Below are 16089 nucleotides of genomic sequence, written 5' to 3'. Positions count from 1 at the left end.
CATCACACCGACCCACTTCCACTGGTCACCGGCTGCGCCCTGTCGTCATCGCGTCCCGTGCCGTCGCCGACGGTCTGCGGATGCGATGTCCGGCCGTCACGCTCCGCCGGGCGGGATCCGGAGCGTCCGACCACCGGTGGGCGGACCGGGGTCCTCAGGGCGCCGCGCCCGCTCCGCGTCTTCGTGACCGGTTGCCTCGTCGGGAGCGGGATCGCGAGGAGCAGGGTCAGTCCGATCACGACGGCCTGGACGGCTTCGGACCACGGCTGGTACGGGCTCGCGAAGGTCACCCGGAGGTTCCCGCCCTCGGCCGGCAGCGCGAAGGACTGGCGCCAGCCGTCGGACACGCGATCCAACGGTCGACCGTCGAGCGTCGCCTGCCACCCCGGATCGGCCTCCTCCGCGATGGCGAGCGTCCTGCCCGCGGGCCCGGGACTGATGACGCCTTCTGCCTGGACCGGACCGGAGGGCACCGCGGTAAGGGTGAGTCCGTCGGCGGCGAGCACCCTGACACGGGCCGTGCTGCCGCCGGCATCCTCGGTCCCGTCCTCGAGCGTGGCGGGCGTGACACGCCACAGCCGGCCGGAATCCGTGTCACCCACGGCGGTGAGGCCGGGCACGGAGTCGATCCGGGCGCTCAGGAAATCTCCTGCGGTGTCGGACTGCTGGAGGACCACGAAGCCGACTCCCAGGTCCCGCAGGTCGTCACGTGGATCCGCGCCGGTAGCGCCGACGATCACGGCGACGCTCGTGCGGAGGATCCGTGTCGACGCACTGTCCTCGCGCACGGCGACGGGGTTACCACCCTGCAGGTCCCTCGCGGCGTACAGCGGATTGAGCGCGTCCAGGGTCGTCCCGGCACCACGCATCAGCGAGGCGCCCACGGTGTCGTCGTCGTCGACCGTGATGACCAGCGTGCGCGTCCGGTCGGCCCCGGTCCCGCGGTCCGCGGCAGTGGCGGGCAGCGGACGTCCGGCTGCGGGTTCGAGGCCGAGCGCGGTGCCGAAGGCGGTGGTGCCCGGCCCGGGCAGCGGCGCGGCCTCGGTGGGACTGCCCGGGATGACGACGGGTTCGACGACGCCCGCGGGCGGACCCGCGAGCTCCGGGGCGAGCCACAGCGCGAGGCTGAGCGCCGGCCCGACAGCGAGGGCAAGCCCTCCCGCGACGATAGCGAGGCGTCGTCGTGCCGGCTCCTGGCGTGGACGGACGACGTCGTCCGTCCTCCCGGGCAGCCCCGACAGGGCCGCAGCGAGCAGGCACAGGACCAGGACGGAGACCAGCGGCCCGGGGAAGATTCCGATCAGGCTGGTCGCGCCGGCGGCCACGGGAAGCGCGGACGAGGCCACCGCGAGCGCGAAGGCCAGCACGGCGAGGCCCCAGAACCACCGCACCGCCGTGCCGCGTCCACCCGGGAGGAAGAGGGCGGCGGCGGCGAGGAGCACCACGGGTGCGCCGATCACCACAGCGGCGACGAGGGCCCAGGGACCGTCCCCGAGGAGATCCGCTCCGGCGAGCGGCAGCATCGGGTCGAAGGCGACGGGGAACCCGAGGAGCTGCTGCCAGGGAGCTGCCGCCTCGAAGGGCCTGGGGACGCCGGGATCACCGAGCAGCCCCCGAGGATCCCCGATCGCCGACAGCACGTACGGCAGGTGCAGCGCGACCACCGGGAGCAGTGCCCACCAGAGCGTGCGGGTCCGTCGCCGTCCGATCAGCAGGGCGGAGGCCAGTCCTACGGCCACGAAGGGCAACAGTGAAGGGGCGGATGCCGTCACGAGGGCGAGGAGCAGACCGGTCGCGGCTCCGGCGGTCCAGCTGCGGACCCCACCGGTCCCGGGTGCGGAGACGCCGTCCGGAACAGGGCGCGACCCCAGCGCGGCGCCGACAGCCCGGACCGCCCCGAGGAGCGCCAGGGGCAGCAGGATGTGCGCGATGAGGCTACCGAGACGGCCGCTGCCGAGCGCCACCTGAAGGGTCGGTGCGGCGCCCCAGAGCAGCGCCGCCCACAGCCGGAGCCCGCGGGACTTCGTCAGTCCGCCGGCGGCGAACCAGGCGGAGAGGCCTGCGAGCGGCAGGGCGCACACCACCAGGACCACCACGGCAGCGTTGGCGGAACCGAGACCGAGCAGGGACAGCAGCCACAGGACGAAGGCGAAGGGCGACGCGTGGGCGGCCAGGCCCGTGCCGAGGGCTGTCCACCACGACGTCGCGCTGTCCCAGACGGCACCCGGTGTCGCCGCGACGGGGAGCAGGGCGCCGCCGGCCAGCGCCGGGGCGCCGATCAGGCTGTGCAGGCCCACGAAGGCTGTTGCGAGCAGCAGCACCACGGCAGCCACGGCTCCCAGGCCCACCCAGAGCCTCGCAGGGGCGGCGAGGGCGGCGAAGTCGTCATTGCTGTCGCCCGACGGGACGTACTCCTCCACGTGCTGGGGCCCCTGCTGTCCGGCGGAGCCGCGCGACGTGAAGGCGTCCAGGACCGACCTCCGATGGGACCAGACGTCGCGACGCGCAGTGATCAGAGGCCTGACGATGGAACGGGGCCGACGCCGCGTGCGGGATACGGAGCGCCTCGAACGGAACAGGTTGACGGGCCGCGAGACGCCGGCGAGGCTGCCCAGCAGCTGCCCTGCGCCGTGCGCCGGGTCCTTGGCCACAAGGCTGAGCAGGAATCGTCCCGACCCGCCGAGGACCGCGCCGACAGCGAGGAAGGGCACCGCCCAGAGCCGCGCGTGCTTGAGCCTCAGGTACACCTCGGCCGAGCGTGCGGCGCGCGGCGTCGACACGGGATGGGGCCTTGCGACGACATGGCGGACCGTGGCGGAGGGCACCACGACGACGCGGTGACCGGCGACGCGGTTCCGCCAGCAGAGGTCGATGTCGTCGCCCACGCCGTGGAGTGCGGGGTCGAAGCCGCCGAGCTCGTCCCAGACGTCGCGGCGGACCAGCATGCCGGCGGAATTCACCGCGAAGACGTCGCTGCGGGCGTCGTACTGGCCCTGGTCGTGCTCGTCCACGTCGATCAGGGTCAGGCGCTCCGCCCATCTGCTGATGGACAGCCCGACGTCGACCAGCTCGCGTCGATCGTCCCAGGCGACCTGCTTCGCTCCCGCCACCGTCACGGACGGCGCGCGCTCGACGGCGAGCAGCATCTCGGCGAGGGCATCCGGTTCCGGGGCGGCGTCGTCGTGCAGCAGCCAGAGCCAGTCGTCGTCGGCCTCCACACCGGACGGGCGGGACGGGATCTCGGCGACCGCCGAGCGGACGGCAATGCCGAAGCCCGCCCGGGCAGGCGCGCCGACCACGGGGCTCCCGACCGGCAGGTCGAGCTGCAGGATCGAAGCGGAGCGGTCCGTTGATCCGGCGTCGACGCCGACGCAGAAGTCGGCCGGGCGGCTTTGGCGTTCGAGTGCCTCCAGGGTCTCCGGAAGGTACTCGGCACCGTTGTGGGCTACGACAACGGCGGTGACGCGGAGGTTGTGCCGGATCAGACCGCTCGCTTCCGCAACCTGCGGCGCTCGCGCTCCGAGAGACCGCCCCAGATGCCGAAGCGTTCGTCGTTCTCCAGTGCGTACTCCAGGCACTCGGACTTCACCATGCACGAACCGCAGACCTTCTTGGCGTCACGCGTGGAGCCGCCCTTCTCGGGAAAGAATGCCTCGGGATCGGTCTGCGCGCACAGCGAGTCGGCCTGCCAGGACAGCTCGCCGTCGTCGTCGACATTGCCCGGTGCGAGGGGAAGCCCGATCCAGGTGGGGCGCCCTGCCGGGGCGGCCGAGGGCGTGGCGTCCTCGTGGACGCCCGGAAGGACGGGAGAGGTGGCGGGACCCGGGGTCGGCAGGACGAGCAGGCTGCTGGGGCCCTGCTCGAGGTCCGGGAGGTCGGCGAGCGCCTCGTGGGCGGCGAGGAAGGCGGTGGCCTGGTCCTCGAGCCTGGACAGCGAGCCCTCCCGGTAGCGCTCGCCGGCAAGCGGATCAGCCGGGTCGAGGAACCAGTCGGCAGGAACACCCCTGGAGCCGTAGCGGGCAGAGGCCTGCGCTGCGATGTCTGGTCGTTCCTGAGTGCGTTCTGCCTGCCCCATGGTCAGCCTTCCCGGTGTTGCCGTTCCAACATCAAGCATGGGTCGACCCTCGCGCCCCGCTGCTGGAACAAATCCGATGTCTAATTACACGGGTGTAAGTCGATTCACGTCAAGCGGCGGGGGTGATCTTATAGAGTCGGATCCGGAGAATCACGGGCGCCACGCCGATCCGACTACCTGATCTGGTGGGCGCGTCGGACGAACGGTCCAGCCCCTCCCGGCGCCGGCCGCCGCCGTCGCCCGACCCTTCCGAAAGAGGCTCTCATGCCACGTACACCCGCCGAAGTCCTGACCAGGATGCGGTCGGTCAGCACCTCGTCACCCCGGCTCGTCTGGCACGGTGCCGACGGCCGGATCGAGCTCTCGGGCCGTGTCTTCGACAACTGGGTGGCCAAGAGTGCCAACCTCCTGGTGGATGAGCTCGATGCCACCGCGTCCACGAGGATCTCCCTCGACCTCCCTCCCCACTGGAAGACGCTGGCACTGGCGTTCGCGTGCTGGCAGGTCGGGGCCGTCGTCGTCCTCGATGCCGGGGAGGCGCCCGGCGGCGGTCCGGCGACAGGCGGTGACACGGATGATGCCGACATCGTCCTGACCTCGCGTGAGCGGTCGCCGCTCGATCCGCCGAGGCTGCTGGCCTGCGTCGCGCTGGGATCGCTCGCCCTGCGCTGGGACGGGCCGCTCCCCCGCGGAGCGGTCGACTACGCCGCGGAGGTCCGCTCCCACGGGGACGTCTTCTTCGGGGATCCGCTGTCCCCGCAGGATGACGACGCCGTCGACCCCGTCCTGGTCGTCCATGGGGGGCGGGCGATCACGGCCCGGGAACTGCCGGCACCGCTCGGCATCCCCGCCGCGGACGGATCGGCGGGCCCTGCCACGGTGCTGCTCGAAGCCGGGACCGATCCGCTGCGCACCCTGGCCGTCGCCCTCACGGTATGGCAGGAGGAGGGGACTCTCGTGCTGGTGGAGGACGGCGTCCCCGTCACCGACCGCATGCTCGCCGGCGAGCGGGTCACTGACCGGCTGGGGCCTTCCTGACCGGACGGTGATCGCCCTGGCGGGTCGCCTCCGGGGTGGACCGGGCAGGTGCGGCGTGCGGGTGCAGGATCTCCTGGTCGTTACTGAACTCGGGTTCCTCGTCGAGTTCGACGTTGAAGACCCAGAAACGGTAGGCGACGAAGCGCACGAGCGTCGCGAGGACCGTGCCGGCGATGCCGACGACGAAGATGGTCCTGGTATCCGACACCGAGAAGCCGTACTTCGCGATCGCCACGCAGCCGGCGGCGATGCCCATACCGATGACGTTGATGAAGACGAACATGACGAGCTCACGCGCCGCATTCGGCTGGCGCCGCCGACGGAAGGTCCAGTAGCGGTTGGCCACCCACGCGAACATCGTCGCGACGCCGGCCGAGACGAAACGCGCCTTGACCTCGCTGCCGCTCATCGGCCCGTGGATCAGGTACCAGTACAGGCCGTTGTCGATGACGAAGGCCACACCTCCGACGGCGCCGAACTTCGCCACCTCGCGCCAGAAGAGGGACGCGAGGCCCCTGATCCTGTCCATGATTCCTGCCACTGCTTACCTCCGCGGTCTGGGGACGAACACCGTGCACCGCCGGAAGCGTGCTGCTCCTGCGCTCAACTGGATCAACCGACATGGGGGTCGGCTGGGCTGACCGCCCGGCTGACCCTTGCATGGCGTGTTTCGGACCATTTTACGGGCACGAACGCATCGCCGCGTCGGGAATCGGCTGGACACCGGCTGGGAGCTCGCCGGGAGTCGCTCCGCCCCCGCCCGCGCTGCCGCCTACCGTCGGGGCGCGCGCCGGACGCCCGATGACGGCCTCCGAAGACTGCGTGGGTACCCTGTGATGGTGACTTTTCCCGTGATCGGCGTGGTGGGCGGCGGCCAACTCGCGCGCATGATGTCAGGCCCCGCCACAGAACTCGGCCTCGAACTGCGTGTCCTCGCGGAAGGGCCGGACGTCTCCGCCGTCGCCGCCGTGGCGCGCGCGGAGATCGGCGACTACCGGAACCGTGACGCCCTCCGCTCCTTCGCCGCCGGGGTCGACGTCGTGACCTTCGACCATGAACACGTCCCGGGGGAGCTCCTCGAGGAGCTCGCGCGAGAGGGTGTCGTGATCCATCCGTCACCTGCCGCGCTCCTGCACGCGCAGGACAAGCTCGTGATGCGCCGGGCGGTCGAGGAGCTCGGGCTGCCGAATCCGCGCTGGCGTGCGGTGTCGGGAACTGCGGAGCTCGCGGCGTTCGCTGCCGAGTCCGGCTGGCCCGTGGTCCTCAAGACGCCGCGGGGCGGCTACGACGGCAAGGGCGTGCTGGTCCTCCGTGACGAGGAAGCCCTGACGGCGGCGGAGCCGTGGTTCACGGGCGGGGAACTGCTCGTCGAGCAGTTCGTCCCCTTCAGCCGCGAACTGTCCGTCCTCGTGGCCCGCCGACCCTCCGGCGAGGCCGTGACCTGGCCCGTCGTCGAGTCGATCCAGGTGGACAGCGTGTGCGACGAGGTGCTCGCACCGGCGCCGCACCTCCCCCGGGGCGTTGCAGACGCCGTCACCAGGGCGGCGCTCCAGCTCGCGGAGCAGCTGGGGGTCACCGGGGTGATGGCGGTCGAACTGTTCGAGACGCCTGGCACGGGCCCCGGCTTCCTGGTCAACGAGCTCGCCATGCGGCCGCACAACTCGGGCCACTGGACGATGGACGGCTCCCTGACCGGCCAGTTCGAGCAGCACCTCCGCGCCGTCCTCGACCTCCCCCTCGGATCGACCGACACGGTGGCGGAGCACACCGTCATGAAGAACGTCCTGGGCGGGAAGAACACGGACATCTACGCCGCCTACGCCTCGGCTCTCTCCTCAGGACCATCCGCTAAAGTGCACTTCTATGGCAAGGGCGTCCGTCCGGGCCGCAAGATCGGCCACGTGAACGCGCTGGCGAGCCCGGGGGAACCGCTCGCCTCCGTCCGCCAGAGGGCCACGACGGTCGCCGCGATCCTCCGCGACGGCACGGCGCCGCCCTCGACCCACCAGGATTGACCGAAGGGAACGCAGTGACGAACGCCCAGGTAGGACTCGTGATGGGCTCGGACTCGGACTGGCCGGTCATGGAAGCCGCAGCGGCAGCCCTCGCCGAGTTCGGCATCCCCTACGAGGCCGACGTCGTGTCCGCGCACCGCATGCCCACGGCCATGATCGAGTACGGGCGCACCGCCCACGAGCGCGGCCTGCGCGTCATCATCGCCGGCGCCGGCGGCGCGGCACACCTCCCCGGGATGCTTGCCTCCGTCACTCCCCTGCCCGTGATCGGCGTCCCCGTCCCGCTGCGGTACCTCGACGGTATGGACTCGCTGCTCTCGATCGTGCAGATGCCGGCCGGGGTCCCCGTGGCCACCGTGTCCATCGGCGGGGCCCGCAACGCCGGGCTCCTCGCCGTCCGGATGCTCGCGGCCGGGACCGACGCAGAGGCGCTGGCGCTCCGTGACCGGCTCGTCCGGTTCGCGGACGCCCTGCGCCTGACCGCGGTGGGGAAGGGCGCCGCGCTCAGGACCCGGATCGCCGGTTCGACGGTGGACGGCGCATGATTGCCGGCACGCGCGTGCAGGGTTCCCTCGGCACGGGGACGAGGGAGCTCACCGACCCGGTGCGGTACCCGCAATCCGCGCCACCGGCCGTCCGCACCAAGCGGGCGTTCGTCCTGCTCGCCATGACCCTCGTCCTGCCGGGCTCGGCACAGATCGTCGCCGGTGACCGGCGGCTCGGACGCCGCTCCCTGAGGACCACCTTCGCGGCCTGGGCTCTCCTCGTCCTCGGACTGGTGCTCGCGGTGACGGACCGGACCCTCGTGGTCGGGATCGTGACCCACCGCTGGTGGTCGCTCGTCCTCATCGTCGTCCTGCTCGGCATCGCCCTCGGCTGGGCGCTCCTGTTCGTCAACACACTGCGGCTGATCCGCTTGCCCCTGCTCGAGCGGAGGGTCCGTCCGCTGGTCGCCGGCACCCTGGCGCTCCTGATGCTGCTGACCAGCGGCTCACTCCTGTACGGCGCCTACGTCCTCAGCGTGGGACGGTCCACGGTCGGCTCCATCTTCCAGTCCGGGCCGGCCTTCGACCCCGTGGACGGCCGGTACAACTTCCTCCTCATGGGCGGGGACGCCGGGGAGGACCGGACGGGGCGCAGACCCGACAGCATCTCGGTGATCAGCGTCGACGCCGAGAGCGGATCGACCGTCACCTTCAGCATCCCGCGCAACTTCCAGAACGCCCAGTTCTCCGCCGACTCGCCCCTGTGGGACATTTACCCGGACGGGTACAACTGCGGCGACCCCTGCATCATCAACAGCCTCTACACCGAGGTGGCGCAGAACTACACGGACCTCTACCCCGACGCGGACGACCCCGGGGCCGAGGCGATGATGGACGCCGCGAGCGGCGTGCTGGGCATCGACGTCCAGGCATACCTCCTGGTCGACATGGGCGGCTTCGAGCAACTCGTCGACGCGATGGGAGGCATCCGGATCGACGCCGGTGGCTGGGTCCCGATCACCGCGGGCGAGATCCCCGGCACCGATCCGATCCGCCACTACCCGCCCGACGGCTGGATCGAGCCCGGTGTCCAGACCCTCGACGGCTACCACGCCCTCTGGTACGCGCGATCGCGGGAGTTCGTGACGGACTACGACCGCATCGCCCGCCAGCAGTGCGTCCAGCAGGCCATGATCGCGCAGCTCGACCCCGCGACCGTCCTGACGCGGTTCCAGTCGATCGCCGCCGCCGGCACGCAGATCGTCGAGACCGACATCCCCCAGGACCAGCTGGCGAGCTTCGTGGACCTGGGGCTCAAGGCCCAGGGCCAGGAGACGAGGCGTCTCACCATAGGCCCGCCCGACTTCGGCACGCCGGCGGAGAACTTCGTGACCTATCCCGACTTCGACGCGATCCACAGCCGGGTGCAGGACATGGTCGCGCAGGGCGCCGACCCCGCGGCCGCGGCGCCACTACCCCTGGAACGGGCCGGCGCCGTCTCCCGGGTACCCGCTCAGGTGCCCGTCCAGACCACCGACGACGGCATCACCGAGGAGTACCTGCAGGAACTCGCGACGATCGGCGACGACGCCACGCTGGGTGAGCTGCTCTCGGACAACGGGCAGTGTTCCCCCGCATGACGGCCGCTCGCCGCGGCATCCCCCGCCCGACCGGCTGACCACCCGGCGCAGCCCGCAGCCAGACAGCCGGCGCAGCCGCCGGGACGCCGCCAGAACCCACCAGCCGAAGGACCCCGACGATGCACCTCCTCGACAACACCCTGCGGCCCTACGCCTGGGGCTCGGAACGGGCCATCGCCGACCTGCTCGGCCGCGCGCCCTCGGGCGGCCCCGAGGCAGAACTGTGGATCGGGGCGCACCCCGACTCCCCCTCCGCCGTCGTCGGGGCGGACGGCTCGCGCCGCGGTCTCGACCACCTCATCGGCGAGGATCCCCGGGCGCTGCTGGGCGACGACGTGGCGGGGCGCTACGACGGCAGGCTGCCCTTCCTGCTGAAGGTGCTCGCCGCCGGTTCCGCCCTGTCGCTGCAGGTTCATCCGAGCCTGGAGCAGGCAGGAGCAGGGTTCGACGCCGAGGAAGCGGCGGGGATCCCCGCGGACGCCCCCCACCGCAACTACCGCGACCGCAACCACAAGCCGGAGATGATCTACGCGCTCTCGCCGTTCGAGGCGCTCTGCGGGTTCCGTCCCCTACCCGAGTCCGTCGGGATCTTCACCGTGCTCGCTGCCGCCGTCGAGCCGGGTTCACCGTCGCACGACCTCGTCGACTCCGTCTCGGCACTCCTCGCCGCGGGCGGCGAGGAGTCCCTGCGCTCGGCATTCACCACGCTCCTCGAAGCTCCCGCAGAGATCGTCAGGGACGTCGCAGACGCGTCGGCCCGCCGAGTGGCCGGCACCGTATCCCCTGCGGAACCGGCGGGTGCGGTGGACCGCGATCTCGGCACGATCGCCGAGCTCTCGGCGCAGTACCCGGGTGACCCGGGCGTGCTCGTCGCCCTGCTGCTGAACCGCGTCTCCCTGCATCCCGGCGAGGCGCTGTACCTCCCTGCAGGGAACATTCACGCCTACCTGAGCGGCTTGGGCATCGAGGTCATGGCGTCGTCGGACAACGTGCTGCGCGGCGGCCTGACCCCCAAGCACGTGGACACCCGGGAACTCCTCTCCACCGTGGTGTTCGAGCCGCTCGCGCCGCCGTCGCTCGTCGCCGAGTACACGCTGCTCGATCAGGAGCTGTACCGCCCGCCGTTCGACGAGTTCCAGCTCCAGCGGATCCTGTTGGCCGATCCGGCAGCGGGTCCGGTCGGGCGCTCGGCCGACGCCGCCGACGACGGCTCCGCCACCAGCCCCCTGCCCGCAGGCGAGAGCATCACCCCCTCGCACGTCCCGGTCGTGCAGAACGGGCCGGTGCTGATCCTGGCTGTCAGCGGGGCCGTTCTGCTCGACACCCCGAACGCGACACTCCTCGTACCCCGGGGCGGCAGCGCGTTCGTGGCCGCCGGCGAGGCACCCCTGATCGTCCGGCCGGCAGCGGACGGCCACGGTTCGACCGCCGGCCCGGTTCTCGCCTTCGCCGTCACGGTCGGAGGCGGCCGGACCCTGTAGGAGCCCGGCGTCACGACTGGAGGCGACAGGAGGCGCACCCGTCCTAGTTGGAGCCGCACCGGGGTCGACGGACCCGGGCCACGGCCCCGGCGTGGACGAGCGCCTACGCCCGGGCGCGCAGGGTGCTGATCGACGCGAGGATGCGTGCACCCTGGCGCCGGCCCACCTGCATGCCTCGCTTGGCGAGCGGCAGGGCGCGGCTGAAGACAGGGTAGAAGGGCGAGAGCGGCAGGTCCCAGGTGCCCGCCAGCTGGTTCTCGTGACCCGCCCAGCCCATCTTGAACCGGGATACGCCGTCGTTGAGCAGCCCGTTGAAATCGTAGCGCGTCACGCCGCGGGCCTTCATCTCCTGGATCGCGAACCACTTGAGCGCATAGTTGGCGCGGAGCCGCTCCCCCTCGTCCGTCATGCCGCCGTAGAGCTCGAAGCTCGTCGTGGAGCTCGCGGAGATCCAGAGGAACGCGACGACGTCCTCGCCCCGGAATGCGGCGTAGACCGGCGAGGCGTCGCCCAGGTTGTCGAAGATGTCCAGATAGTAGGAGTCCTCGTGGATGCCGAAGCCGGCGCGCTGCGCGGTCAGCCGGTAGACGTCGAGGCAGGCACCCAGCTCGCCGCGGCCCACCCGCCGGATGTCCAGGCCCTCGCGCCCGGACTTCCGGATGTACTGCCGGTGCTTCTTGGACATCCCGGCCAGCAGCTCGTCCTCGGTGTGCGACAGGTCGAGGATCAGGGTGCGCCCGATGAGGATGGTGTTGGCGCTGCTCCTCCACCCTGCTGCGGCCAGACCACGCACCACCTCGCTGTCCGCGTCCCAGTCCGGTTCCACCGAGAGCGCCACGGACCGGTGCGCGGCACGGACGTAACCCGCCACGGCCTCGAGCACCTCCACCCCGCGCTCCTCGGCCGTCGCCGGGCCGCGGGGGATGTACGCGAGGCTGCGCAGCGGCACGGGCAGCTTCTTGAGGACCAGTTGCGCCGCAGCGATCACCTCACCGCCCTCGGCGACGAGCACGCGGTCCGCGCTCCACCCGTGCGCCGCCTTGGTCCGGCCCCATCCCCACAGCTGCTGCGGGTGTCCCCCGAGGCGGTCGATGGTGGCGTCCCAGAGGTCGGGGTCGGAGCAGGGCGTGACGGAAAGGCTCATCCGATCAGCCTATAGCGGCGCAGCGGCGCAATCGGCCCGGCCCGGAAGCCGCGCCCTAGTCCCTGACGCGGGCGTACGTCTCCCACTTGTGGGCCTGGTGCTCACCGTCCACCACGCGGATGGTCCCGGACTTCGAGCGCATGACCATCGACTGCGTCAGCACCTTGTCCTTGCTGTAGCGCACGCCGCGCAGCAGATCGCCATCGGTGATCCCCGTGGCGGCGAAGTAGCAGTTGTCGCTCGTGACGAGGTCGTTGGTGGACAGCACACGGTCCAGGTCGTGGCCGGCGTCGAGCGCCTTCTGCTTCTCGTCGTCGCTGGTGGGCCAGAGCCTGCCCTGGATGACGCCGCCCAGGGACTTGATGGCGCAGGCCGCCACGATCCCCTCGGGCGTGCCGCCGATCCCCATCAGGGCGTCGACGTCGGTGCCCTCCCGGGCCGCAGCGATGGCGCCGGCCACGTCACCGTCCATGATGAACTTCGTCCGCGCCCCCGCAGCGCGGATCTCCTCGACGAGGGGCTTGTGCCGGTCGCGGTCCAGGATCATGACGTTGAGCTGGCTGACCTTCTTGTTGTTCGCCTTCGCGATGAGGTGCAGGTTCTGCTTGACCGGCAGGCGCAGATCCACCATGTCGGCCGCCTCCGGACCCGTCACGAGCTTCTCCATGTAGAACACCGCCGAGGGGTCGAACATGGAGCCCCGCTCGGCCACGGCGAGGACCGCGAGCGCGTTGTTGATGCCCAGCGCCGTCAGGCGCGTGCCGTCGATCGGGTCGACGGCGACGTCGCACTCCGGTCCGCTGCCGTCCCCGACGCGCTCACCGTTGAACAGCATCGGCGCCTCGTCCTTCTCGCCCTCGCCGATGACGACGATCCCGTTGAAGTGCACGGTCTGCAGGAGGGAGCGCATGGCGTCCACGGCGGCGCCGTCGGCCAGGTTCTTGTCCCCGAAGCCCACCCAGTGCCCACCGGCGATGGCGGCGGCCTCCGTGACGCGGACGAGTTCGAGGGCGAGGTTCCGGTCCGGCTCGTCGTCCCCGACCGCCAGGGCCGGTGACAGCGTCGAATACTGGGCATTGGTCGCGTTCTGGGACACGTCTATCCTCATCGTCGAAGGTGGCTCGGCAGCGCGCAGGCGTGCCTGTTCCGTGCTGCCATCATAGGCGGGCCCCGTGCCTCCCACCCTGTGATGAGGCATACGTGCGCCTCGGGACGTCGCGCCCGGTTAGGCGGGGCGCTCCGCATCAGCGAAAATGGACCGGTGAGCACTCAGGGCGGGGAACGGGACATCACCGGGGCCGGGAACGGTCCGGTCGAGGGACAGGACGGCGCCGGGGACCGTGCGCGGCGGGCGGCCGACGCGGCGCGCCTCGAGGCGGAGCTGAACGACGACGCACCGCCCATCACCCTCACCCCGAACCAGGCCAAGCGTGCCAGCTCGTCCGCGCGAGGGATGCTGATCGCTACGGGCGCGACCATCGCCGTCGTGCTCCCCGTCTACTTCCTCAACCCGACGTACACGGCCGAGACCTACCAGCGTGACATCGACGTCAGCACGATCGCCCGCCAGGCTGCCGGGGACGCCGGTTACCTGCCGGCCTCGCCGGATCTCCCCGAGGGCTGGTCCTCCAACTACGCGCGGTGGGTCACCGGCAGGAGTGACGGCGTCGACTTCTGGGAGGTCGGCTTCCTGACGTCCGACACGGGGTTCATCCAGCTCACCCAGACGGACGATGCCAACCCGACCTGGACCGCCCAGCGGATCGGCGACGCCCAGGTCTCGGGCACCCGGACCATCGGTGGACTCGACTGGGAGCTGCTCGACGCCCCCAACGGTGACAGCGTGCTGACCTCGGAGATCGACGGGTCCACCGTCATCCTCAACGGCGAGGCGTCGCTCACCGAGTTCGACACCATGGGCGAGGCCGTGATCGACGACGTGCGGCGGAACGCCGTCGAGGAGGCCGAACGGCTGTCATCTTCGGACACGGACGGGTCCTGAGGGCAGCGCCTCCGCGGGCGGACAGTACAGTGGGCGCGTGACCCAGCAACTGACCCCCGCCGCCGCCTGGTCCCGCCTCCAGGCGGGCAACGACCGCTTCGTCGCCTCGGACGTCTCGCACCCCAATCAGGACGCGTCGCGCCGCACGGCCCTGGTGAACACGCAGAACCCGTTCGCCGTGATCTTCGGCTGCTCCGACTCGCGCCTCGCCGCCGAGATCATCTTCGATCTCGGTCTCGGCGATGTCTTCGTGGTGCGGACGGCGGGCCAGGTGATCGACGACGCCGTCCTCGGCTCGCTCGAGTACAGCGTGAGTGTGCTCGGCGTGCCGCTGATCGTGGTCCTGGGTCATGACAGCTGCGGCGCGGTGACGGCCACCATGCAGGCCGTCGACACGGGAGAGATGCCCACCGGATTCCTGCGGGACCTCGTGGAGCGGATCACGCCCTCGGTGCTCACCGCGCGGCGCGGCGGGGTGACGGACCTCAACGAGACGGTCATCGAGCACACGAAGCAGACCACGCAGCGTCTCGTGGACAGTTCCCGGGTGATCGCCGATGCGGTGGGGCGGGGAGAGGTGGCCGTCATCGGCGTCTCCTACCGCCTCGACGAGGGCAAGGCCGTGCTCGTGTCGGGATTTGGCGCACCGTAACGCGAACGGCGAGAATTGCGGCATGACTCCAACGCCTGCAGCCAGTCCTGATCCCAGCTCCCCGACCGGCGCGACGCCGGGTACGGAGGACGCCGTGGAGTACCGCATCGAGCACGACACCATGGGTGAGGTGCGCGTCCCGGTCAATGCCCTCTACCGGGCCCAGACGCAGCGCGCCGTCGAGAACTTCCCCATCTCCGGCACCACCCTGGAGCGGGCGCACATCGAGGCGCTGGCCCGCATCAAGAAGGCCGCCGCCACGGCCAACGCCGAGCTCGATGTGCTCGACGAGGAGCGCGCCAGGGCCATCGAGGCTGCCGCCGAGGACGTGGCCTCGGGCCGGTACGACGGCGACTTCCCGGTGGACATCTACCAGACCGGCTCCGGCACGTCCTCGAACATGAACGCCAACGAGGTCATCGCGACACTCGCGACCCGCGCGCTCGAGGCCGCAGGCAGCACGACGACGGTCCACCCCAACGACCACGTCAACGCGTCGCAGTCCTCCAACGACGTCTTCCCCACCTCGGTCCACGTGGCCGCCACCTCCGCCCTCGTCAAGGACCTGGTCCCGGCGCTCACGCACCTCGCCGAGGCGCTCGAGCGGAAGGCCGCCGAGTTCAGCACCGTCGTGAAGTCCGGCCGTACCCACCTCATGGACGCCACCCCGGTGACGCTCGGCCAGGAGTTCGGCGGCTACGCCGCCCAGGTCCGCTACGGGATCGAGCGCATCCACGCCTCCCTCGCGCGCGTGGCCGAGGTACCGCTCGGCGGGACGGCCGTCGGCACCGGCATCAACACTCCCGCCGGATTCTCGGCCCGCGTGATCGACCTGCTCGCCGAGGACACCGGACTCCCCCTGACCGAGGCCCGCGACCACTTCGAGGCCCAGGCGAACCGCGACTCCCTCGTCGAGATCTCGGGCATGCTGCGGACCATCGCGGTCTCACTGACCAAGATCCACAACGACCTCCGCTGGCTCGGCTCGGGTCCGAACACGGGCCTCGGTGAGATCGCCCTCCCCGACCTGCAGCCCGGTTCCTCGATCATGCCGGGCAAGGTCAATCCCGTCATCGCCGAAGCGGTCATCATGGTCTGCGCCCAGGTGGTCGGCAACGACGCCACCGTCGCGTGGTCGGGGACCAACGGCGCCTTCGAGCTCAACGTCGGCATCCCCGTGATCGCTCGCAACGTCCTCGAGTCGATCCGCCTGCTCAGCAACTCCACGCGGGTCTCCGCCGACCGCATGATCGACGGCATCACCGCGAACGTCGAACGGGCCCGGTTCCTCGCCGAGGCCTCACCGTCGATCGTGACGCCGCTGAACAAGTACATCGGCTACGAGAACGCGGCGAAGATCGCCAAGAAGGCCGTGGCCGAGGGGCTGACCGTCCGCGAGGCCGTCATCGCCCTCGGCTTCGTCGAGCGGGGCGAGCTCACGGAGGCACAGCTCGACTCCGCGCTCGACGTGCTCTCGATGACCCGCCCGCCCCAGGGCTGATTCCGGGCCTTCCTTGGAAGGGGTGCACCGCGACTGCGGTGCACCCCTTCTCCGTT

Annotated in this window: 13 protein-coding genes; 8 read left to right on the top strand and 5 right to left on the bottom strand. The window is 71.1% G+C overall.

The window, feature by feature from the left end; genetic code table 11:
• Positions 1–2: 2 nt before the first annotated feature.
• Positions 3–3482, bottom strand: coding sequence for a glycosyltransferase (locus FNH21_RS11775; RefSeq protein WP_479682156.1), 3480 nt, complete (start codon positions 3480–3482; stop codon positions 3–5).
• Positions 3482–4075, bottom strand: a complete 594-nt coding sequence (locus tag FNH21_RS11770) for a WhiB family transcriptional regulator (protein WP_152815748.1) — start codon at positions 4073–4075, stop codon at positions 3482–3484. Before FNH21_RS11770 ends, FNH21_RS11775 begins: the two co-directional genes overlap by 1 nt.
• Positions 4076–4339: 264 nt before the next feature.
• On the opposite strand from FNH21_RS11770, the gene FNH21_RS11765 reads away from it, so the two are divergent.
• A complete protein-coding gene (locus FNH21_RS11765) occupies positions 4340–5113 on the top strand; it encodes a TIGR03089 family protein (RefSeq protein WP_152815745.1) in 774 nt (257 codons plus the stop codon).
• On the opposite strand, the gene FNH21_RS11760 is transcribed toward FNH21_RS11765, so the two are convergent.
• Positions 5088–5642: a GtrA family protein gene (locus tag FNH21_RS11760; RefSeq protein ID WP_152815743.1), complete on the bottom strand. Its 555-nt coding sequence runs from the start codon at positions 5640–5642 to the stop codon at positions 5088–5090. The two genes, FNH21_RS11765 and FNH21_RS11760, sit on opposite strands and share 26 nt — an antisense overlap.
• Positions 5643–5952: 310 nt before the next feature.
• Between FNH21_RS11760 and FNH21_RS11755 the strand changes: the two genes are divergently transcribed.
• From FNH21_RS11755 to manA, 4 genes are all read left to right on the top strand, one after another.
• Positions 5953–7128 (top strand): 5-(carboxyamino)imidazole ribonucleotide synthase, encoded by a 1176-nt coding sequence (locus tag FNH21_RS11755; RefSeq protein WP_338403263.1) that lies wholly within the window; start codon positions 5953–5955, stop codon positions 7126–7128.
• Between the two features lie 41 nt (positions 7129–7169).
• Positions 7170–7673 (top strand): 5-(carboxyamino)imidazole ribonucleotide mutase, encoded by a 504-nt coding sequence (gene purE / locus FNH21_RS11750; protein WP_152815952.1) that lies wholly within the window; start codon positions 7170–7172, stop codon positions 7671–7673.
• Positions 7670–9253 (top strand): LCP family protein, encoded by a 1584-nt coding sequence (locus tag FNH21_RS11745; protein ID WP_152815737.1) that lies wholly within the window; start codon positions 7670–7672, stop codon positions 9251–9253. The genes purE and FNH21_RS11745 overlap by 4 nt, the downstream gene beginning before the upstream one ends.
• Positions 9254–9372: 119 nt before the next feature.
• The gene (gene manA / locus FNH21_RS11740) at positions 9373–10734 is read left to right on the top strand and encodes a mannose-6-phosphate isomerase, class I (protein ID WP_152815734.1); all 1362 of its coding nucleotides are present in this window, start codon (positions 9373–9375) and stop codon (positions 10732–10734) included.
• 103 nt (positions 10735–10837) lie between these two features.
• On the opposite strand, the gene FNH21_RS11735 is transcribed toward manA, so the two are convergent.
• A complete protein-coding gene (locus FNH21_RS11735) occupies positions 10838–11878 on the bottom strand; it encodes a lipid II:glycine glycyltransferase FemX (RefSeq protein ID WP_152815731.1) in 1041 nt (346 codons plus the stop codon).
• A gap of 55 nt (positions 11879–11933) precedes the next feature.
• Positions 11934–12986 (bottom strand): class II fructose-bisphosphatase, encoded by a 1053-nt coding sequence (gene glpX / locus FNH21_RS11730; protein ID WP_055770177.1) that lies wholly within the window; start codon positions 12984–12986, stop codon positions 11934–11936.
• A 153-nt stretch (positions 12987–13139) separates the two neighbouring features.
• On the opposite strand from glpX, the gene FNH21_RS11725 reads away from it, so the two are divergent.
• The 3 genes from FNH21_RS11725 to FNH21_RS11715 are packed head-to-tail and all read left to right on the top strand — an operon-like array spanning position 13140 to position 16033.
• On the top strand, positions 13140–13880 hold the full coding sequence (locus tag FNH21_RS11725; RefSeq protein ID WP_338403262.1) for a DUF4245 domain-containing protein: 741 nt from the start codon (positions 13140–13142) through the stop codon (positions 13878–13880).
• 37 nt (positions 13881–13917) lie between these two features.
• Entirely contained in the window at positions 13918–14532 is a 615-nt protein-coding gene (locus FNH21_RS11720; protein ID WP_191931902.1) for a carbonic anhydrase, read from the top strand.
• Between the two features lie 22 nt (positions 14533–14554).
• Positions 14555–16033, top strand: coding sequence for a class II fumarate hydratase (locus tag FNH21_RS11715; RefSeq protein WP_152815725.1), 1479 nt, complete (start codon positions 14555–14557; stop codon positions 16031–16033).
• The last annotated feature ends 56 nt before the right edge of the window (positions 16034–16089 follow it).

This window comes from Arthrobacter bussei, from assembly GCF_009377195.2.
Taxonomy (GTDB): Bacteria; Actinomycetota; Actinomycetes; order Actinomycetales; family Micrococcaceae; genus Arthrobacter_D; species Arthrobacter_D bussei.
The sequence above is the reverse complement of the archived record's forward strand: the minus strand, read 5'-3'. Positions and strand labels throughout refer to the sequence as shown.

Excerpts from the sequence above, each read along its gene's own strand:
- glpX (WP_055770177.1), bottom strand. The coding sequence starts at position 12,986 with ATGAGGATAGACGTGTCCCAGAACGCGACCAATGCCCAGTATTCGACG.
- FNH21_RS11765 (WP_152815745.1), top strand. The coding sequence starts at position 4,340 with ATGCCACGTACACCCGCCGAAGTCCTGACCAGGATGCGGTCGGTCAGC.
- manA (WP_152815734.1), top strand. The coding sequence starts at position 9,373 with ATGCACCTCCTCGACAACACCCTGCGGCCCTACGCCTGGGGCTCGGAA.
- purE (WP_152815952.1), top strand. The coding sequence starts at position 7,170 with ATGGGCTCGGACTCGGACTGGCCGGTCATGGAAGCCGCAGCGGCAGCC.
- FNH21_RS11745 (WP_152815737.1), top strand. The coding sequence starts at position 7,670 with ATGATTGCCGGCACGCGCGTGCAGGGTTCCCTCGGCACGGGGACGAGG.
- FNH21_RS11735 (WP_152815731.1), bottom strand. The coding sequence starts at position 11,878 with ATGAGCCTTTCCGTCACGCCCTGCTCCGACCCCGACCTCTGGGACGCC.
- FNH21_RS11770 (WP_152815748.1), bottom strand. The coding sequence starts at position 4,075 with ATGGGGCAGGCAGAACGCACTCAGGAACGACCAGACATCGCAGCGCAG.
- FNH21_RS11715 (WP_152815725.1), top strand. The coding sequence starts at position 14,555 with ATGACTCCAACGCCTGCAGCCAGTCCTGATCCCAGCTCCCCGACCGGC.
- FNH21_RS11760 (WP_152815743.1), bottom strand. The coding sequence starts at position 5,642 with ATGGACAGGATCAGGGGCCTCGCGTCCCTCTTCTGGCGCGAGGTGGCG.